The following is a 20,224-nucleotide window of genomic DNA, read 5'->3' as shown; positions in this document are numbered from 1 at the left end:
TTCATCACTTCTTCCAGGGAGGTCAGCCCGGTCCGGGCCTTTTCAATGCCGTCCTGGCGTATGCCGACCATGCCCTCCCTTACCGCGATGTCCTGCAATACGTCTTCGGAATTTATACCGCTGTTGATGGCCTGGCGGATCTCCGGCCCCAACACCATCACCTCATGGAGGGCCAGGCGCCCCATATAGCCGGTATTGAGGCACATGTTGCAGCCTTCCGCCCGGTAAAACACCTGCTCTGCCTGGCCGTTCAGGCCCAATCTCCGGGCGGTTTCCCCGTCCAGCTCATAAGGCTGGCGGCAGTTGGGACACAGGCGGCGCACCAGGCGCTGGGAGACGACGCCGATCAGAGAAGAACTCAACAGGTAGTTCTCTATGCCCATATTGACCATACGGGCCATGGTGCCGGCGGCGCTGTTGGTATGGACAGTTGACAGCAACAGGTGCCCGGTCAGGGCGGCCCTGACTCCCAGCTGGGCGGTCTCCCCGTCACGCATTTCCCCCACCATGACGATGTCCGGGTCCTGGCGCAGTACGGAGCGCAGCCCCGCGGGGAAGGTGAGCCCGGCCTTGATGTTGATCTGCACCTGATTGATGCCGGGCAGGGCGTATTCCACCGGGTCTTCTAAAGTGATCAGGTTCTTCCCCACCGAGTTGACCCGGATCAATATGCTGTACATGGTGGTGGTCTTTCCCGAGCCGGTGGGGCCGGTAACTAAAATCATGCCGTGGGGCCTTTTGATGATGGCGTTCATCTTCTCCAGGTTCACCGGGCTGAAGCCCAGGTCTTCCAAAGTGTATAAGGCCGCGGCCCGGTCCAGGACCCTTAAAACCATCTTCTCCCCCATCATCGAGGGCATGGAGGAGATGCGGAAGTCCACCTCCCGGCCTTCCACCATCAGGCGGGTGCGGCCGTCCTGGGGCAGCCTGCGCTCGGAGATGTCCAGATTGGCCATTATCTTCAGCCGGGAGGCCACTGCTGCCATGGATTTTTGGGGCAGTTCCAAAACCTCGAAAAGCTCCCCGTCGATGCGGAACCGCACCCTGACATAGCTCTCCTGAGGCTCGATATGTATATCCGAGGCCCGGGCCTGCACCGCCTGGGACATGATGGAATTGACCATGCGGATGATGGGGGCGTCGTCTTCGATTTCATCCACCGGGCTTATCTGGAGGGTGGCGGCTTTTTCATCCTGGCGCAATTCCCCCAAAAGCTGCTCCATTTTGCTGTCAAAACGCAGGCTGGAGAGCTGCTGTATGGCCAGGTCCATCTCTTTCTCGCTGACGATGATGGGCAGTACGTCCAGGCTGGTATAGATGCGCACATCATCGATGGCTTCATAGTTCAAGGGATCCACCATGGCCAGGGTGATGCGCCCGTTTTTGGCTTCCACCGGCAGAACCCGGTGCTTGCGGATCATATGGGGGGGCAGCAATACCACCGCTTCCTGGGCGATGTCCAGCTTGGTCAGGACCACATAGGGTATCCCCAAAACATATTCCAGTATCTCCAGGAGCTGATGCTCGTTGATTATGCCCCTGCGGATCAGAATCCGCCCCAGCTTGTCCCCGGATTGCTTCTGATCCTGCAGGGCCGATTCCAGTTGCTCCGCAGTGATGAGCCCGTTTTCCAGCAGTTTTTCACCAAGTCTAATCCGTTTCATAGGCGTTTCACTTCTCTTTCCCCGAACCAGGCTGTACTGATTTTGCTGTATTTAGTGCCGCAGTGCGGATTGATCAACCTGCCAAAGTCGGCCAGAGGCCGATAATATTTTCCAGATTATTAGGCTTCGACACGCTTTTCTAAAAAACCTCTAAATTTCCATAATTTGTCCCAAATTTTCTTGTGACCTTGAGGCATAATCCGGGGACTTTTTTATCCGGCCCAGGACCTACGGGCTTATAGCCCCATTAATCTAATGCTATTGGCTTTAAGGGAATTCTTGAGGCCAGGACAGATTGCCGTGATCCCCCAGGCCATATATCTGCTATCTGATCCCGAGCCTGAGTTAAATTATCCATTTCCTGCCTGTTCACAGATTGCGGGGATCAGGCGGAATTGTCTGCATAAGGCGCGGGTCTTTAATTGATTGGGAATTGTGTTGCAATTATTATAGTGCTTTTTTCATAAATTTTCCATGATATTTTGACACAGTTCGTGCCAAAATCAGATCTGAATCAGGCGGCATTCGACTTATTGCCCAAAATTCGGGCATCTCTGCCCGCGAATAATCATTGGGATCCTTTACCTGGCTGCCCTAGCGGAAGGAGAATGGGGAGAATTGATCGGGGGTAATTTGCGGAGGGTTTCCGGAGAAAGTACAACCGATTTGCAGCGGGGCCGAGGAGCCCCGCCGGCCGGCAAGGATTTTAAGGAGACAGACGTTTTTCATGAGGGGCTTTTATATCAAGAGGAGGATGCCCAGCATCACATAGCAGGCCCCCAGGACTTTCCAGATGGTGAGGCTTTCCCCCAGGAGCAGAACCGCGCAGATGACCGTGACCAGGGGGGCGCTGGCCATGATCAGGGATACTACGCTCACATCCCCGTATTTGACAGCGGTATAGAAGGCCAGGTCCCCTATCACAGTGGCCAGGATGGCTTCCATGCCCAGGAGCAGACCCACCTGCCAGGTAAATCCTTTTAAAAGATCCCCCATAGAGCCGCTCATGGCCACCCAGCCGGTGACGATGATGAAGGCGAATATGGTACGAACAATCAAGGCCGCTGCAGGGTTGACCCCCCGCAGGCCCACTTTGGCGAAAATCGGCGCAATACCCCAGCAGATCATGCCAAATACAGCAATCCAGATAACCATCATGCGGTTTCTCCTTAAGGCGTTGCCCAGGAAGCGCCTGGCTTGGTCATACCAGTTAAGCTTCACATTTTTATATCCTCTTGCCCAGGATTTGGCGCTGAACAGGGCTTTCAAGGCTGCCAACCCCTCCCGGCATTCAGGCAGCCCGCCGGTCCCCTCCCTTAACTTTAGCGGACTCTGTTACCATCCTATTGCTTCCGCTTTCAAATCATGCTAAATTCCAGCCCGCCTATGTTTCACGCCGGCTATAGATATTCGGTTTATGCCCTGATTCTGTACTGAATCGTGCAGTTCATATACCTGGTGTCTGCACCAACCTTTACCTGTCCTGCATATGTTAGGAGTATGGGCAAGATATCTATTAACCGTTTGCATTTATGAAATAACCAGCTCCGGGAGGGTATTATGAGGTGCAAAAAGAACAATCCGCCGCCCCTCTCTATGAGGCAGTTCTGAAATATGTGAAGGATGGGGTGGTCCCTTTTCACGTGCCCGGGCACAAGCAGGGGCGGGGCTTGCCGGAAATGGCTTCCCTTTCGGGGCAACAGCTGCTCGGTATGGATGTCAACGGAATGAAAGATTTAGACTTTATCGGCAACCCCTCCGGGGTGATAAGGGAAGCTCAGATGCTGATGGCCAGGGCTTTCCATGCCCGGCGGGCCTATTTCCTGGTCAACGGGACCACTTCCGGGGTGCAGGCCATGATCATGGCAGCCTGTGAACCGGGCAGTGAGATCATCATTCCCCGCAACGCCCACAAGTCAACCTTTGGAGGCATCATCCTCAGCGGCGCCATGCCGGTATATGTACAACCGCAATGCGACCGCCGTTTGGGTATAGCCACCGGGGTGTCCCTGTCGGATATGGAAATGGTTATCAAAGCCCATCCCCATGCCCGAGCGGTTCTGGTGATAAATCCCAGTTATTACGGCATAGCTGCTGATTTAAAGGCAATAGTCAATCTGGCCCACAGCTATGATATGGCGGTCTTAGTCGATGAAGCTCATGGAGCCCATTTGTACTTCCATCCCGGCTTCCCGGTCACCGCCATGGAAGCCGGGGCCGATATGAGTGCCGCCAGTATGCATAAAACCTCGGGTTCGCTGACTCAGTCGTCGGTCCTGTTGTACCGGAGTAAAATGATCGCGGTGGAGCGGGTCAAACATGTGCTTGACTTGACCTATACCTCCAGTGCCTCCTATCTTTTGATGGCTTCCCTGGATCTGGCCCGCAAGCAGATGGCCCTGCAGGGCCGCAAACTGTTGAGCCAGACCCTGCAGCTGGCCAGGGGAGCCCGGGATTCCATCAACCGGATTGCGGAGTTGTATGCTTTCGGGCCAGAGATGTTAGGCAAGCCGGGCTGTTACGGTTTCGATGAAACCAAACTGGGAATTCACGTTGCCGCTCTGGGGATAAGCGGCTATCAGGTTGAAGACACCTTGCGCAAGCGTTTCAATATACAAGTGGAGATGTCGGACTTACACAATATATTGGCCATAGTCACCATCGGGGACAACGAGCTGCAAGTGCGGCAATTGGTTGAGGCCCTGACTCAACTGGCCTCCGAGGCCAAACATAAAAATAGCCCCTTTTATTTCGAAATACCTCCTCCTCCGGAGATGATCGTCTCCCCCCGGGACGCTTTTTACAGCCCCACTAAATCGGTGTCGCTTCAGGCCGCTGACGGCGAAATCGCCGCTGAGATGCTGATGGCCTACCCCCCGGGGATTCCGGTGGTCCTGCCCGGAGAGCGCATAACCGCCAACATGATCGATTATATAGAATTGCTCAAACAGCAGGGCTGCGCCCTGCAAGGCACTGCCGACCCCAAAGTCAACTGCATCCGAATCCTGGGCTCCCAGTGACACGAGGGAAGCTTCCGCTTGCGTCCAACTGTCTATTGGCGATTGAGCAGCCTTACTCCCACCCAATTATCGGCAACATAAAAATCTTTGTGGCTGGGAAACTAACTATATATCACTTATGGGAGGTTTATCAGCTATGGATATAGAGCGGGCACACGATATCGTTAATTCCTTGGGGGTTATTGAGGTATTATACCAGGGAGAACCGATTTGGATAGAAGATATCAACGGGGATCAGGCCCGGATCGATTTCCTCGACCGCCGTCAAAAAGCGGAAGTGCCGGTGCGTGATCTGATTGAGAGTGTGTGAGACAGGGTGCTTCACAGGATTACCAGGATTGATTTTCAGCCCATGGGGGCATGTTTCCAATAATAGCGGCAGCGCTCCTCGCGGCAGCCGTGGGGGTGCCGGTCACTGTCGATACAGTAAATTTCCGCCGCCACGGGCAGGTCGATTTGCAGGGTTTCCTGCAATACCTGAGCAGCAGTGATCAAGGACGTGCGGAGAAAATTCTTGCAGCAGCAGGGGCCGGTTTCGTCGGCTATGGCGGCAATAACCTTTGACACCGCTCTCATGGTAGTGCTGGTCTCCAGGTCGCCAGGGCAGCTCGCCCCCAGGATAACGCTGAAAACCGCGCCCATAGCCGGAGCCATGCCACAAATGCCGGTTAATCCGCAATAGGCGCCGATAGCCTGTTTGCGGGTTCGGCTCAGGGCCTCTTCCATCATCTCCTCAGTTATCTTAAGGGGTCCATGATTTTTCAAGGCCACCATCAAGGCTGCCACGGCTATCCAGGCATGCTCACAGCCCAGCATCGGCAGAGGGATTTTATTTAACATGCCTTCGGCCAGGAGCAAGGGATTATCGCCTTCAGCCAGCTTCATGAAGCTGCGCATGGGGCGCAGATAACGCTCGCCATGGCATGATTCGCAAATATAATGGCCTTGACCGCAGTGTACATGGGCCAGTTCAGTTTTACCGCAGAAATGGCAGCTCATTTCCCGTCCGCCCTGCAGATATTCAATCTTTTCCCCGCACACCTGGCAAAGATCCTGGTTTTCACCGTACCCACCGGCACAGTCCCCGCCCGCTTCTCACCAACGCCTTGGCTTGTGCTCCAGCATCCTGAAATCCCCCGTTTTTTTAACAGCTTAATTAAGTATAACATAGGGGGCTCATGATGGCCGATACCGGCAGGAAAGGGTCGGGATGGCGGGCAGACCGCAGCGGGAGGCCCAGCGCCTTGCAGGCATAACCTGACTCCGCTGGTCGGGTATGTCCAGGCAGAAAAGCTCCCGGACAGCATGTCATATATGGGGCAAAGTGGCTTTCGCTTCTAATTATTAAGGGCTTACCTGTTGGAAGATGTGATCCGCCAGGGATCCCACTGCCAGGTTTTTGGGTATGTAGGTTCCCAATTGCTCCGACCAGTGATACCTGTCACTATAGGCCTTCTTATTCTTGCTGATCTGTTCCAGCTTTTGCAGCAGAATGTCTGCTTCCTCCTTGGTGTTATAAGCCGCCAGGCTGATGCGCACCATGCCCGGCAATTTATGGAGCTGCTTCTTCTGATAGTATTCCAGATGGCCCGGGTTTTCCTTTTCCCCCAAGAGCTGCCTGACATACCCCTGGGCACAGAAGCACCCGGTGCGCACCCCGATGCCGGCTTCGAAACACAGTACGGCTCCCACCAGGGCATGGGGCAGGCCTTTGAGGTTGAAACTGATCACCCCCACCCGGGGGGTACTTCCATACAGGATCACCTCGCGGTTATGACCCAGCTGCTCCATCAAATAAGCAGTAAGTCGCTGTTCGCTGTGGCTCAGCCGCAGCATGCCCAGTTTTTTAATGAAATTCAAAGTGGCAGCAAGGGCGTAAGCACCGGGGACATTGGGGGAGCCGGCCTCGTCCCGGTCCGGGGGAACCCCCCAGTAAACCGCCTGGGAGAATACCATATTCACGGTGCCGCCGCCGCTGTATTCCGGAGCGCCCCGGGCGAATAACTTCCGCGGCCCGATCAATACCCCGCATCCATAGGGGGCGAAAATCTTATGCCCGGAGAAGGCCAAAAAATCGATGTGCTGGGGATGAGCGTGGGGCTTCATATCAAAACTGTGATGGGGAATCAATTGCGCGCCGTCGACCAGTATCCTGGCTCTGAAGCCATGGGCCAGCTCCGCAATCTGATGGACTTTATTGATATGTCCGGTCACATTGGAGGCCCCGCAGACCGCCACCAGTTTGACCCGGGGATAATGCTTTTTTAAGAGGCTGTCGAGGTGATCCATATCCAGCTGGCCCCTGTCATTCAGCCTGAGATACTCAACTCGAGCCTGGCTGCGCCAGGGCAGGTCATTGGAGTGGTGCTCCATGGCGGTAGTGATCACCACATCACCGGGTTTAAGTTCCAGGCGGTAAGATAATTTATTGATGGCCTCAGTGGTGTTTTTGACCAGAATTACGGTGTCCAGACTGGGGTCAGCCCCGACAAAATCGCCGATCACTTCATGGCTGTGGTCATAGACCCGGGACGCTATCAAGGATTTATAGCCGGTGCCACGGTGAACACCGGAATACCATTTCATAAATTCATTCATTTGCTGCAGAACTGATTTAAGAGGCGGGGTGCTGGCAGCGTTGTCAAAAAAAATAAAGGGAGTTTTCTTCTTTCCCAACACCGGCACTTTGATGTTTATGCCATGGATATTATTGCGCAGCGCAGTACTGGGGCTGGTCATAACGGGTATAGAAAACAAATGCATTCATCCTGTCACATAATGTTTTCTTATATGTTATGAATGGAGGCTAGATTTGGGAACACAGTATGCACATTTTACAGAATCAATGACGGGGCGGTTTTATATAAAGAGTTGGATTTCCGCCTTCCTGGCCTGCTGTAAATAGTCATGCACAGTGTTTACTTCAACCCCTTCAAGCATCTCTTCGGCCGTAAAGCCCATGATTTTCATGGAAAGCTCGCAGGCATGAAAGCGCACCCTTTTATTAAAGGCGCCATGCAGAAATTCTCCCAGCTGGGGAGCTTCCTTGGAATCCATCATATTGAGCAGCATTTGTTTGCCAAGGCCGGCCATATTCATTTTAGACAACGGCAGGTCCTCCGCCCCTGAGGGTGTTGCCACAGTGAACATTTTCTCGTATAAATCCTTGTCTTCTGTACTTAGCTTCTCGGGGTCGCGCAACAGCAGCAAGCCCCAGAAGGCGCAAAACACATCAACTTCCATTTCCAGATCACGCGCCCCGTTGGCCAAGATCATTGCTGCCAGGCATTTATCGTAGTCCCCGCTGAATAACAGAATACTGAAACCGCTCTTCTCCATGTCATCACTCCTTAAATGAAAAGACCGCCCCTGAAGGCTTAGGGGCAGTCTTAGCTTCTGCTCAGGATGCTGTTTTTATACCGGGTCGTCAATTGCGCCGATCCGGATTCAGGAAAAAGGCCGGGAATGAACTGCTGGCAGGTACCGGTTTATAGCTATTAAGGGCGCGCCGGTAAACCCGCAAGAGTGTCTGCAGGACCCGGGTATTGCGCTCATCAAAGGCATTGTGTTCTTCATAAAGAATGCCCCGGCATTCCCCGTTGATATGCAAATAGACCGCGTTATTAACCCTGGCCAGGCCAGCCTGGTATATCTGCGAGAGTGGAATAACCTCAACTGCACCGCGAAGCACGTACATGTTTTCGCTGGTGATCAACACCCCGCAATGGTTATTCCCTACCTGGTTCAAGGGCAGATGGATGAGAGGGGTCTCCTCTTCCGGGCGGCAGCCATAAGTTGCTTTGATTTCCTCCATGTGCCTTTCCTTAAAGGGACTGGTGTAGAAATTGAACAGAGGCACAAATTGATCCAGGAAATGGTTGGTGATCTCAGCCAGGTTGTGACCGTCAATGGATCGTTCCGGGTCGAGATAGGTTTCTTTAATATTGGTGTTTACCGCCTGGCGGCCTTTTTTCATATCCACTGCGGCTTTAAGGCGGACTGCTGTTACAGGGCTGATCTGAAAGGGCAAGGTCAGAAATTCCTGCTCATTTACTGTAACCAGGGTGCGCAAGGGTCGGCTTTGCACCTTAAACCGGGCTACCGCCCCCAGCGGTATAGAGCCGACTTCCCGAATGGCTCCCCATTCCGCGGTGACAGGTCTGTAGGGGTTGAAATAATGCAGCTTCTGGTCGGTCAGCATTATAAGAATAGGTACCCGGCCATGGTCTTTACAGGTGAAATACAAGCAATAGGGCTTTTCCCCGGATTCAATCGACGGGCAGAGTTTGCGGGTGTAATCCATTAGAAAATCAGGAATGAGTGGAGCAAAATACAGGTCTCCGGCTTGATAATCGAGATTGTGCCGCAGCATTTTTAACTTCTGTTGCCATGCAAACCAAAAGACCATCAGCATCTTCAGGCCCCTCCTCTCCTCTTTCTGTTTATTATATCGACAGTTTTAACTAAAAGTTCACTTGTTAAAACCGAATCGGCAGTTTTTAGTTGAGGACACGAAGGACGTTATGGTTGTGCCGCCACATACCATAACGTCCTCATTATCCATTATCGAACTACTTCACTTCAACCACCCAGCCGAAGGGATCCTCTACCTGACCATACTGTATGCCGGTCATGGTGTCGTATAAGCGGTGCGATATCTCACCGATATCGCCATTGTTGATAGTGATGATTCTGCCGTCCCAATTGAGTTCCCCGATGGGAGAAATGACCGCGGCAGTGCCGGTGCCAAAGGCCTCTTCCAGTTTTCCCTGTTCATGAGCCGCATAGATCTCCTGTATGCTGACCCTTCTTTCTTCGACCGGCACCCCCCAATGCTTGAGCAAAGCCAGGGACGAATCGCGGGTGATGCCCCCCAAAATACTGCCTTCCAGAGCCGGAGTCACCACGGTTCCGTCGATCTTGAACATCACATTCATAGTGCCGACTTCTTCGATGTATTTCTTCTCCACACCATCAAGCCATAAAACCTGACTGTAATGCTTTTCTTTGGCCTCAATCTGGGCTTTCAGACTGGCAGCATAGTTGCCCGGGGTTTTGGTATGGCCGGTTCCGCCTTTGACGGCCCGGACATAATTGCTCTCCACATAAATCTTGACGGGATCCAGTCCTTCCGGATAATAAGCCCCAACCGGGCAGGTAATCACCATAAATTTATATGTAAGCGAGGGGCGCACCCCCAGGTAGGGATCGGTGGAAATGATAAAAGGCCTTATATACAACGATGTGCCTTCAGCTTCGGGCACCCAATCGCTATCAAATTTTACCAGTGTCTTGATGGCCTCCACAGCGAAGTCTACATCCAAAGGCGGTATCACCAGCCTTTCATTGGAGATGTTGGCCCGCTCCATGTTGGCGTAGGGACGAAATAGATTGATGCGGCCGTCTCTGGTTTTGTAGGCTTTCATCCCTTCGAAAATCGCCTGTCCGTAGTGGAACACCATGGTGGAGGGGTCAAGCTGCAGAGGGCCGTAAGGTACTATCCTGGGATCGTGCCAGCCATTGCCTGCGGTGTAATCCATAACAAACATGTGGTCGGTAAAAAACTCTCCGAAAGGAAGGTCGTTCTGATCCGGTTTAGCCTTGGGAGAGCTCGTCCTGGTAATTTTGATTTCCATGGACATAATGATCACCTCTATCCTCCAAAAATATATGAGCCCTTTCTAAGGTTGATTTCAGGTTTTTATATACATTTGTCTGTATACAGCATACAATACGCAAGAACTCCGGTATGAAGCGATTTGCAGGTTTTTATATGAATTTAATTATTGCACTACAGGGGAACAAAAACAAGGGCGTATCATCAAGTAATTGCAGTAAACATTTCCCTCCCCGACACACGGGGGCATTTTCCTGGTGTCATTTTTTGATTCATTCAGTAATCACAACCACCTTGCCCGGCAATGAGCCGGGCGCCGGCATAGCGGCGTTTCCCGCCTTCGCTCCTGAAAATGACCAGGGATAAGTTTCCCCCCTGTCACTATGCGATGCATATAAGAATCATCGCAGCCCTGACAGTCAAGTTTTATGTTCAAGTACCACTCCTCACCACAAGCATTGACACAGCATGCAGATTCCTATATAAGCAGGATATGGCTATTGAAACGCCGAATTTTGCAGGGATAGACATAAAAAGGAGGGGGATTTATGTCAGATCGAGGCCGTTTGGTATTGCTGGGCGGGCCGTCCTGCGCAGGCAAAGGGCCGCTGTGCAACGCCCTTAAATTGATGTACCCTGCCCAGGAGGCCAAACTTCGCAAGCTGGTGATGTATAATACCCGCAGCCCGCGTCCGGGTGAAAACGAAGGGGTAGACTACTATTTCCGCAGTCACGAAGAAATGGAGCGCTTAAGTGAAGGCGATGATTTTATGCTTTTGGAGGTTCGCGGCGATCTGCAAGGCCTGGATACCCGGGAGCTGTTCAGCGTCCTGGATAACGGTCAGGATGTGCTTTTCGAGGGCAATCCTTACGTTCCCCAAGCCATTTGGAGTCTCCCCGCGATGGCGGAGGTGCATATCTTGCGGGTGTTTTTGTCCCCGCTTTCCAAGGCGGAGATCATCTGGCTGCAGAACCGCGGCGTCAGGGTAAGGGAAACGCTGGTGGATATGATGCGCCGTAAACTCTTGCGCCGCACCCAGAGACAAAAGGGCATCCTCTCTCTTAAGGATCTGGAAAACATCGAGAAGCGGGCCGGCAGCGCGCCTCTGGAATTGGAGCTGGCCTGGCATTTTGATTGGATCATCCCCAACCATGACGGTGAGGACAGTGAAAACTGGAATGCTTTCTACTATCCGCTTGGCGACGCTTTAAAAGCAGTGGAGGCTTTTGCCGCTTTGCTGCGCAATGAGCCTGCCTCCCATGCCGAAAAGTGGGATAAGGATTTGTGGCCTGAGAAATAAATTACTGACTACGGTTTATTGGTGTCAGGGGCACGAGGATATCGACCTACTCTCTGTAGTGTATCAACTTCATACCCCTGACAATTTATGTCCGGTAGGCGGCTCTTGCCAGTTCCAGGGGAAGTCCGGGATAGAGGCCCCCGCAGGAGCCCAGGATGTAACCGGGAGCCCGGCCCCAATCCCGGCACAGCTTGGTGGCTTCCGATTTGAGCTGAAAAGGGTCTTTCAAGCCCAGTGGCCCTTCAAACTGCAAATTGCCCCACCACACCCAGGTCTTAATCATTTCAGGCGGAACAACACCGGGGTTCATACCGGCATCCGGTTGCAGGCCGTGTATGCCCCAGAACCCCGCCCGGGCCAGATCGGGGATTATCCCTGTGACATCGCCGTCGGAATGAAACAGTATGGGGATGTCTGACACCTGCATTTTCTTCAGCCAGCACCGCAATTCAGGAAAATAATACTTGCACAAGTAAGCCGGATCTACCAGGAGACCGCTTTTCCCAGCCAGATCATCTCCCAGAATAAGCCCCTCGCAGCCCCCCTCCAACGCACCGGCGACCGCTTTATAGATACTTTCCAGATAATTGCCCATGAACCCCCGGCTGATGCTGGGCTTATGCACTATCCACTCCGAGGCCCGAACCCATCCCAGTGATTCGATCAAAGTATTAAAAGGTCCGTTGATTAAGGCGAAGGTAAAATAGTCCTTTCCGGACCAATAAGACCAGTCTATATTGGATCGAAAATCGACGGGCAGGCTTACTAAATCAGCCTGCAGTTCCTCCAGCAGGGCTTCTCTGGACAGCCCGGCCTCCCGGAGGAAAGCATCCTCAATCACCATCTCCCCTTTGGGGGGCCGGTCAGATTTTGTTTTGCGGAGCGCATTCCATACGCGTAAACGACCCATATCACTGCTGGCTTCCTTGAAAAATTATTATGGCTGCCTCTGGCCTGTAGTATAAAGTTACTTTATTATCTTCCAACTAAAAATATTATAGCAGATGTCAATAAATGTATTTAGCATCCCAACATTCTGTCGGCGGAAAGAAGGAAAAATAATCCAAAAAGCGGAATACGCTTATAGAGAATGCCAGTATATCCTGTATAGATAAACAAGGAATAGCGGCGTTACCGCATATTATAAGGAGGGGTATAGTAAATGTCAGTTTGGGAGGAGCATTATCGCAAGAATCAGGCCTCTTTCGAAGAGGCTGCGGGCAGGGTTCAATCCGGGGATTTTGTAGGCATTGCCCTTGGTGTTGGGGCTTGCACCCCGCCTATGTATGAGGCCATTCTGAATCGCCATGAAGAACTTACCGGGGTTGTGATCGCGGATGCAGTGCAGTTGCGGCCCAACCGCTTGTACGACCCCGGGTTCATGGGGAATTTACTGGGCAGGATCGATTATTGCCCGGCCTTTGGCATCAGCACCATCCGCAGGATTCATTCTACCCTCATACCAGATTTTTTACCAATAACCGCCCACGATTTTGGAGATAAGATGGCAGCCAACTCCGATGTCTACATAGTCATGATCACACCGCCAAACAGTAAGGGGTACGTCAATCTTGGCCTGACCAATTTTTACACCATGGAGACCGTCCGCAAGGGCAAGGCCTCGGGCAAACTCCGCCTGGCCATCGCCGAGGTCAACGAGAATATGCCCATAGTACTGGGCGACAACTGGATGCATGTATCCGAATTCGACTGTTTTATCGAACACAACAGCCCTATACCCATCTTTTCCCGCAGTCAGCCGACCGAAATGGAGAAGACTATCGCCGGATACGTGCTGGACCTGATTAATGACGGCGACACTATTCAGATGGGGATCGGCGGCATTTCAGAAGCGGTGGTGTGCGGCCTGGAAGGCAAACATGACCTGGGTATCACCACTGAAATGTTCCCTATAGGGCTGAACAAGCTGGTGGAACAGGGCATCGTAACCAATGCCAGAAAACCTCGGCATCGCGGGGTCACACTGGCCACCATCTGTATGGGGGACCAGGAGCTTTATGATTACATCAGTGAAAATCCTTCCTGTGAATTCTATCCCTCCTCCTACACCAACAATCCCGTTGAATTGGCTCAATACCCCAACCTGGTGGCTATAAATATGGCCGTCATGATGGACCTAAGCGGCCAGATCAGCTCCGAAGGCTGGGGACACCGTATGATTAGCGGGGGCGGAGGGCAGCTGGACTTCATGCTGGGCTCTTACTGGTCAGAGGGCGGCAAAGGCGTCACTTTGCTGTCGTCAGCGCGCCAACAGGCGGACGGCAGCCTGTCATCATCGATCCTGCCTGAGCTTCCCCCGGGCACTCCGGTGACGGTTCCGCGCACCTACGCTCAGTATGTGGTCACGGAGTATGGAGTGGCCGACTTGAGAAACAAAAGCCGCCGTCAGCGGGCTCTGGCTTTGATAGAGATCGCCCATCCCGACCTGCGCGGCGAACTGAGAAAGTCCCTGCAGAAGAACTTCTACCCCGGCTTCAGTGCCGCAATCAGCAACATAACCCAGTCCTGATCGAGTAAACAGAACCCTTCCCCTTATTACTGTTACAGGGGGAGGGTCCTTTTATATTTATATTACTGTGCGCGGGGTTTTTAGGGTTTGATCAGCGTCTGGCGGAACTGGGATTTGCTGCGGGGGGGCAGGTTGGGTGAGGCCAGACCGAGTGCGGCCATCTCTTGCCAGGTTTCCAAAAGCCAGGGGGTCTCCAGCCGGGCGGCTTTTAAAACTTCTCTCTGAGAAAAAACCTCTACAGGGGAACCCTGGGCCAGGACTTTTCCTTTATTTAACAACCACACTACATCGGCCCACTGGTAGGCCAGGTTGACATCGTGGGTGGAGATCACCATGGCCTTGCCCTGCCGGTGCAGCTCATCCAGAACCCGCATGAAGCGCTCCGCATTGCCGGGATCCAGTCCTGCGGTAGGCTCATCACAGATAATCAATTCTGGCTCCATAACCAAAACGCCGGCCAAAGCCACCATTTTCTTTTGGCCTACGCTTAGAAAATGGGTGGGTTTGGAGAAAAGGGGCTCGATGCCCAGCTTGCTCCCTACTTCCTCCACTCTGCGCCGGGCTTCGGCCGGGTTGCATCCCTGATTCATCAGGCCAAAAGAGATGTCCTGAAAAACGCTGGAGGAAAACAATTGATTATCCGGGTTTTGAAATACTATTCCCACCTCCCGGCGCAATACCTGCAGCGCCTTTGTATGGTACTGCAGAGCTTTGCCTTTATAGTAAACCAGGCCTGAATGCGGGCGCAGCAAACCGTTGAAGTGAAGGAACAAGGTTGATTTGCCAGCCCCGTTCGGACCTAGAATCGCCGCTTTCGCATTGTGGGGCAGGGAGAGGGTCACCCCGTCCAAGGCCCTGGTGCCGTCCTGATAATTATAGGCCAGGTTTTCGGCAGCTATTAAATCAGAGTGCATATCCATCCCCCGTAACTATGGATCAAAATCAGACTGGCTATAAACATGCCGCTTAGAGCCAGATGCAGAGGCCGCACAATATACTGTTCATCCAAAACCTGCAGGCTGCCCTTGAATCCGCGCGCCAGCAAAGCGTCATAACAGGCGTTGCTTCTCTGCAGGTTCTTGATAAAAAGGTTGCTGAGCAAGGCGGTCAGTGAAGTTAAATGTCCGGCAAAACCCCGGTAGCCGCAGCGGGACTGTTGGGCCACGTAGATGTCCTGGGCGGTTTGCAGAAAGATAAAGATATTCATATAGATTAATCCCATCAGATCGACTGCCACACCGGGAAGCTTGAACAAGCGCAGCACGTAAACCAGCTGCACCACTGGCGTAGTCAAGGCCAGCAGATACATGGCACTTACACAGGCCAGACTGCGCAAAAGCAGGTTTATAGCCTCCTGTAAAGACTGGGGGGAAACGCCCCACCACATGCCTCCGGCATAAACCCCCGGCCAGATACCAGTTGAAAGCGTGCTGTTGGTTATGGCCACGCTCACGCAACCCACCGTCAGGAACACCAGGGGAATTGCCATTAAACCAAGATATAAGCGCCAGGAGACCCTGGCTTTCCCCACCAGCAGGGCGAATATTGCCAGGATTACCAGACAGGAAATGGTTCTGGAATCAAGTGCCAGAACCACTACCAGGATGGCCAGGGTCAGACCAAGCTTAACAGCCGGATGCAGCAGGTACCAGGGAGAATTGTAGGCGGCCTGGTCTATGCTGTTCATGCCTGAGCCCTGCCTTTACTCCTGCCTATGCTGTAGCCCAGATAGTAACATATGAATCCTGTCCCCAGGGCCGCTTGCAAGGCGAACAGCAGGGATTCGATTTCTCCGCTGGGAGGCTCCCATATTGGGTTGAACCAGGGTTCATAGCCGGGATTGATTTCTTCGATGACACCCTCGGCCTGCCCGTCGGCTCCGCCAAACTCTGCGCCTTGATTACTATATAAGGCGTAGACTACCAGACACAACATGATGGCGATCAATATAAGATTTCTCTTCACGCCTGCTCACCTCCGATGCTCATGTCACGCAGGCTTTCCACTTCCTGCCGGTTGTACGCATATAACAAATCCACCACTAATACGGTCAATATGCCTTCTATTATAGCGATAGGTACCTGTGTCACTGCAAAAATGCCGGTGAATTTGATCAAAGCCCCATAAAAACCGTCGGGACCTCCCGGGTAGGCTAAAGCTAATTGCAGGGCAGTAACGCAGTAGGTGGCAAGACTTCCCAGCGCCGCCCCAATGAGTACTGCAGCCCAGTGGGGCAGCCTGGTCTTTTTTAGGAGGGCGTAAACGCCGTAAGTCACTAGCGGGCCTACGATTGCCATAGACATGACATTGGCGCCAAGAGTGGTCAACCCGCCATGGGCCAAAAGAAGGGCCTGGAATAATAAAACGATCAGGCCGATAAGCACCATTACGGCAGGCCCGAAAAGAATGGCTCCCAGGGCCACCCCGGTAGGATGGGAGCAACTGCCGGTGACAGATGGCAGTTTTAGTGCCGAAAGCACGAAAGTAAAGGCGCCCGCAAAGGCTAACAACAGCATGGCTCTGGGGTTTTGGGCCACCAATTGCCGGGTTTTTCTGATGCTCAGGTAAAGAAAAGGCAGCATTAAGACAAACCAGGCCACAGCCCAGGGCAGCGGTAAGAATCCTTCCATTATGTGCATTCCGAATGATAACAAGATAGTTAACCTCCTTCCTGGTTACGATCAGTTCACTCTTTTAATCAGCTATATCAGGCAAATCAATTAAGTCTATTCCCCCCTATCGCTGTATTAAATCCATTAACTGCTTTATCCCGCAGGCGGTAGGATATTGTTGCGAGGTCTTTCTTTTGATGACAACAATAGTCAGATTAAGATCCAGGGCGGCCGAGATTTTGGTGTCTGCGCCGCCCATTTTGCCGCTGTCCCGCGTCACCACGACATCCGCATTATAAGTCTTGAATAATGTTTTGTTAATTTTGCGGGAAAAGGGGCCTTGCATGGCCACGATATCATGGATAGGAATTCCAATATCCTGGCATTTCTTTACTATTTTCCAGTCCGGCAGTACGCGGACTACAAACCGGGTCCCCTGCAGGCGGGAGTCATTGCAGAAGCTGTCCAGGCAATAGCTCCCGGTAGTTAAGAATACATTTCTGGCGCCGATTTCAACTAATTTGTCCACCGCATCTGCAAATGAATATACCGTGAACAATAACGGCGAAACAGGCAGTTCCAATTCCTCCCGGTAATAGCGGATATATCGAGGTGCGGGGGTGATCTGGTTTATGGCTTCGAAAAGGCCGCTGCTGCTCTCGGAGCTGGCGTCAATCACTATTTTCACCTCTTGGTCATTAACAAACTGCATCAAATCCAGGTTATGATCAGGCAGGAGATGACATCCCAGTCCGGCGTCGATAATGTGGTGACGGCAGGAAGAATTGGTTGGATAAACAACCACCTGACAACCGCATTCAATAATCTGTGCCATGATCTCGGGGGCTTCTTTAATTCCTGCGACCAGCATAATCAACCCATTTCCCTCCCTGCTTACAGGCATAAAAAATAGCAGCACATCTTGAAACCTCACCTTGGCGGTGACAGCAAGAACAGGCTGCTTACTGGCTCAGGTATCATCGTGTCGCCAGATCTGGCAGACACTCTCCCAATACAGTCATTGGCTCGGTTTGGCACCGATTGTCTTTTCAGCCGTTTCCCTCAGGAAAAGGCGCCCTATGTTTATTCAATATAAAAACCCTGTACCGTATGATACAGGGTTGTGGTTCACGACCATCGTACACACCCATGCACCGTGGGCTAATGTAGACTAAATAGAATGCAGCAGGTTTCCTGACTGAGGTTCATCGCCTTTTACGCCTTCCCAGATCTTCATCCAGTGGCATTCAGTAAAAGGCTCCCCATTACAGTGGCGGCACCGTGATGGATTTTCACCATCTTCCCTGTGTCATTCTTCACTGTTATTTAGTTAAGTCTTATTTTATCGGTTTTGGGCAAATATTTCAATCTTTTTTGGTACGCAAATTAAAACCTTTTTCAAAAACCTGGCATTTAATAAAGTTACTTCACTTGACCTGTTTCAAGGCCTCTACGAGGCGCAGGTTTTGATCGCGGCCTTTTACGGCGATGCGGAAGTAATATGGGGATAGGTTTGCGAAATTCGAGCAGTTGCGGATTAAAATACCGCGGGGACCCAGGCGCTCCTGCCACTCGTCTGCCGTAAGGCCGCTTTTTTCCGCGTCGATGAGCAGGAAGTTGCTTACCCCGGGGAATACCTGCAAAAACGGCAGCTCTTGCAGCCGTTCTATGAATAACTGCCTTTCCTGATTGACAAAGGCGATGGTCTTTTCCATATAAGCCACATCAGCCAGCGAAGCCCGCCCGGCCGCCAGAGCCAGGGTGTTGATCCGCCAGGTGGGGAGCAAAAACTCCATGCGTTTGATATGTTCTGCACAGGCTGCCGCATAACCCAGACGCAGGCCGGGAATAGCAAAAAATTTGGTTAAGGATCCCACCACTACAAGGTGGGGATTGTGCTCCACCTCCTGGCTTATGGAGAGTTCCCGGCCGGCGAAATCCAGAAAGGCCTCATCAACCACTATAACTCCCCGGACGTCCTGCACATAAGCGGCCAACTCCAGCAATTCCTGCGGTTTAAAAAGATTGCCGGTGGGGTTATTGGGATTACCGATAAATATCAGGTCACCGAGCTGCAGGGCCTCCCTGATCTCTGGCAAAGGCAGCCTAAACTGTTTATCGGCATCCAGGGCAATTCTAACCACCCGCGGGTTTTCCAGGCCTTCTCCGTATTCGGAAAAACAGGGGGCCAACAACAAGAGCCGCCCTTTATAAAACATCCTTCCCAGAAGGTAGATTAATTCCGAACCGCCGTTGCCCAGGACCAAATTGGCCTTATCCACCCCCAGGTGCTGAGCCAGGGCCAGTTTACAGGAATCGCCGCACGGTTCGGGATAGTGAGTCAGCTGTGAGATATTGCTTTCAATTGCCTCCAGGGCTTGCGGCGACGGTCCCAGAGGGTTGATGTTGGCGCTGAAATCCAGGATCTCGTCAAGCGCTATCCCCCACCTCTGGGCGGCTTTCCACACATCGCCGCCATGAACCGGTTTGCATAAATGTTGACTGCCCATAACGCCTCCTACTCTGAACTGTCTAACCCCACCAGCGGGATAACAGAACTCCCAGGACTACCGCCTCTGCACTTACCAGGAGCATGATGCTAAGGCTTTGCTTGATGTGATCTATTTGCATCGGATGAAGGGGCTGACCCATTACCGCCCGCGGTGAGGCAATGCCGCCGTAATAATTGAGGCCTCCCAGCTGTATCCCCAGCGCCCCGGCTACGGCCGCTTCGGGAATGCCGCTGTTGGGGCTGGGATGCCGGGGCGCGTCGCGCCATATGGTTTTAACCACCCCGGAAAAACCGCCCCGGGTAAACGGGGCCAGGGGTAGATACAGCAAGCCGGTCAGCCGGGCCGGAATATAATTGGCCACATCGTCCAATCGAGCCCCGGCCCAGCCCAGATAGCGATATTTTTCATTTTTGTAGCCTACCATAGAATCCAGGGTATTGACGGCTTTATATGCCATAGCCAGGGCCGGTCCGCCCAAAAAACCATAGAACAGCGGCGCGGTGATGCCGTCGACAGTGTTTTCCGAAACCGTTTCCACCACTCCGCGGACCAGCTGGGCTTCGTCCAGGTGCTCGGTATCCCGGCCTACAATCATAGCCAGGGCTTGGCGGGCCGGTTCTAAACGGCCTTCTTTCAAGGGGCGCAAAACCTCCCGGGCATGTCGATAGAGGCTGTTGATGGCCAGGGTCTGACTCATGAGCAGAATGCTTGCGGCCGCACCCACATAGGGATGCGCCAGATAGGCCAGGGTTATGATTCCCCAGGTGATCAGGTAGGTTCCCAGAACCACCGCCAGGACCATCAAGCCCCCCCCCAGCTTCAAGGCTGCGGGGCTGGCCGCAAAGCTGCGCACCGCCGTTTCACATCGGCGTATGGCCCGGCCTATCCATATCACCGGATGGGGTACTCCGCGCGGGTCTCCGATCAGAAGGTCTAATAAGACTGCTGTCAAGATAATCCATTCCAT

At 52.8% G+C, this 20,224-nt stretch carries 19 protein-coding genes and 1 riboswitch; of the genes, 4 read left to right on the top strand and 15 right to left on the bottom strand.

Annotated features, from left to right (window positions below; genetic code table 11):
- Both B3W37_RS08285 and B3W37_RS08280 read right to left on the bottom strand, forming a co-directional pair.
- Positions 1-1,664 (bottom strand): GspE/PulE family protein (locus tag B3W37_RS08285; protein ID WP_483175334.1); only part of this gene is annotated, 1,664 nt, incomplete at its 3' end.
- A 738-nt stretch (positions 1,665-2,402) separates the two neighbouring features.
- On the bottom strand, positions 2,403-2,885 hold the full coding sequence (locus B3W37_RS08280; RefSeq protein ID WP_483175333.1) for an EamA family transporter: 483 nt from the start codon (positions 2,883-2,885) through the stop codon (positions 2,403-2,405).
- A gap of 344 nt (positions 2,886-3,229) precedes the next feature.
- Here B3W37_RS08280 and B3W37_RS08275 point away from each other — a divergent pair, with 344 nt between their 5' ends.
- Both B3W37_RS08275 and B3W37_RS08270 read left to right on the top strand, forming a co-directional pair.
- Complete coding sequence (locus tag B3W37_RS08275; RefSeq protein ID WP_483175332.1) at positions 3,230-4,684, top strand: aminotransferase class I/II-fold pyridoxal phosphate-dependent enzyme; 1,455 nt, start codon at positions 3,230-3,232, stop codon at positions 4,682-4,684.
- Between the two features lie 136 nt (positions 4,685-4,820).
- Complete coding sequence (locus tag B3W37_RS08270; RefSeq protein ID WP_483170428.1) at positions 4,821-4,994, top strand: H-type small acid-soluble spore protein; 174 nt, start codon at positions 4,821-4,823, stop codon at positions 4,992-4,994.
- Positions 4,995-5,029: 35 nt separating this feature from the next.
- Here B3W37_RS08270 and B3W37_RS08265 read toward each other — a convergent pair whose 3' ends face one another.
- From B3W37_RS08265 to B3W37_RS08245, 5 genes are all read right to left on the bottom strand, one after another.
- The gene (locus B3W37_RS08265) at positions 5,030-5,725 is read right to left on the bottom strand and encodes a DUF5714 domain-containing protein (protein ID WP_483170427.1); all 696 of its coding nucleotides are present in this window, start codon (positions 5,723-5,725) and stop codon (positions 5,030-5,032) included.
- 303 nt (positions 5,726-6,028) lie between these two features.
- The gene (locus B3W37_RS08260; protein ID WP_483175330.1) at positions 6,029-7,441 is read right to left on the bottom strand and encodes an aminotransferase class V-fold PLP-dependent enzyme; all 1,413 of its coding nucleotides are present in this window, start codon (positions 7,439-7,441) and stop codon (positions 6,029-6,031) included.
- Between the two features lie 102 nt (positions 7,442-7,543).
- Positions 7,544-8,023, bottom strand: coding sequence for a DsrE/DsrF/DrsH-like family protein (locus tag B3W37_RS08255; protein ID WP_483170424.1), 480 nt, complete (start codon positions 8,021-8,023; stop codon positions 7,544-7,546).
- 88 nt (positions 8,024-8,111) lie between these two features.
- Positions 8,112-9,098, bottom strand: coding sequence for a hypothetical protein (locus B3W37_RS08250; protein ID WP_483170421.1), 987 nt, complete (start codon positions 9,096-9,098; stop codon positions 8,112-8,114).
- Between the two features lie 157 nt (positions 9,099-9,255).
- Entirely contained in the window at positions 9,256-10,320 is a 1,065-nt protein-coding gene (locus tag B3W37_RS08245) for a branched-chain amino acid aminotransferase (protein WP_483170463.1), read from the bottom strand.
- Between the two features lie 529 nt (positions 10,321-10,849).
- Here B3W37_RS08245 and B3W37_RS08240 point away from each other — a divergent pair.
- Positions 10,850-11,602, top strand: a complete 753-nt coding sequence (locus B3W37_RS08240; RefSeq protein WP_483170420.1) for a guanylate kinase — start codon at positions 10,850-10,852, stop codon at positions 11,600-11,602.
- A gap of 85 nt (positions 11,603-11,687) precedes the next feature.
- Here the strand turns inward: B3W37_RS08240 and B3W37_RS08235 are convergent, their stop codons facing one another.
- Positions 11,688-12,512 carry a uroporphyrinogen decarboxylase family protein gene (locus tag B3W37_RS08235; protein WP_483170419.1) on the bottom strand — a complete coding sequence of 275 codons (825 nt, stop codon included), beginning with the start codon at positions 12,510-12,512 and terminating at the stop codon, positions 11,688-11,690.
- A gap of 252 nt (positions 12,513-12,764) precedes the next feature.
- On the opposite strand from B3W37_RS08235, the gene B3W37_RS08230 reads away from it, so the two are divergent.
- On the top strand, positions 12,765-14,132 hold the full coding sequence (locus B3W37_RS08230) for an acetyl-CoA hydrolase/transferase family protein (protein ID WP_483170417.1): 1,368 nt from the start codon (positions 12,765-12,767) through the stop codon (positions 14,130-14,132).
- A gap of 80 nt (positions 14,133-14,212) precedes the next feature.
- Here B3W37_RS08230 and B3W37_RS08225 read toward each other — a convergent pair whose 3' ends face one another.
- From B3W37_RS08225 to cbiB, 7 genes are all read right to left on the bottom strand, one after another.
- Positions 14,213-15,046, bottom strand: coding sequence for an energy-coupling factor ABC transporter ATP-binding protein (locus B3W37_RS08225; protein ID WP_483170416.1), 834 nt, complete (start codon positions 15,044-15,046; stop codon positions 14,213-14,215).
- On the bottom strand, positions 15,031-15,819 hold the full coding sequence (gene cbiQ / locus B3W37_RS08220) for a cobalt ECF transporter T component CbiQ (RefSeq protein WP_481041318.1): 789 nt from the start codon (positions 15,817-15,819) through the stop codon (positions 15,031-15,033). Before cbiQ ends, B3W37_RS08225 begins: the two co-directional genes overlap by 16 nt.
- Positions 15,816-16,097, bottom strand: a complete 282-nt coding sequence (locus B3W37_RS08215) for an energy-coupling factor ABC transporter substrate-binding protein (RefSeq protein WP_483170415.1) — start codon at positions 16,095-16,097, stop codon at positions 15,816-15,818. Before B3W37_RS08215 ends, cbiQ begins: the two co-directional genes overlap by 4 nt.
- Positions 16,094-16,786: an energy-coupling factor ABC transporter permease gene (locus B3W37_RS08210; protein ID WP_483170413.1), complete on the bottom strand. Its 693-nt coding sequence runs from the start codon at positions 16,784-16,786 to the stop codon at positions 16,094-16,096. Before B3W37_RS08210 ends, B3W37_RS08215 begins: the two co-directional genes overlap by 4 nt.
- Positions 16,787-16,868: 82 nt before the next feature.
- Positions 16,869-17,615 carry a precorrin-6A/cobalt-precorrin-6A reductase gene (locus B3W37_RS08205; protein WP_483175372.1) on the bottom strand — a complete coding sequence of 249 codons (747 nt, stop codon included), beginning with the start codon at positions 17,613-17,615 and terminating at the stop codon, positions 16,869-16,871.
- Positions 17,616-17,911: 296 nt separating this feature from the next.
- Positions 17,912-18,083, bottom strand: a riboswitch (cobalamin riboswitch).
- Between the two features lie 88 nt (positions 18,084-18,171).
- On the bottom strand, positions 18,172-19,254 hold the full coding sequence (gene cobD / locus B3W37_RS08200; protein ID WP_483175329.1) for a threonine-phosphate decarboxylase CobD: 1,083 nt from the start codon (positions 19,252-19,254) through the stop codon (positions 18,172-18,174).
- Positions 19,255-19,276: 22 nt separating this feature from the next.
- A complete protein-coding gene (gene cbiB / locus B3W37_RS08195; RefSeq protein WP_483170409.1) occupies positions 19,277-20,224 on the bottom strand; it encodes an adenosylcobinamide-phosphate synthase CbiB in 948 nt (315 codons plus the stop codon).

Source organism: Syntrophomonas sp. UBA5494 (assembly GCF_002426325.1).
This window is presented reverse-complemented; position numbering and strand designations above follow the sequence as displayed.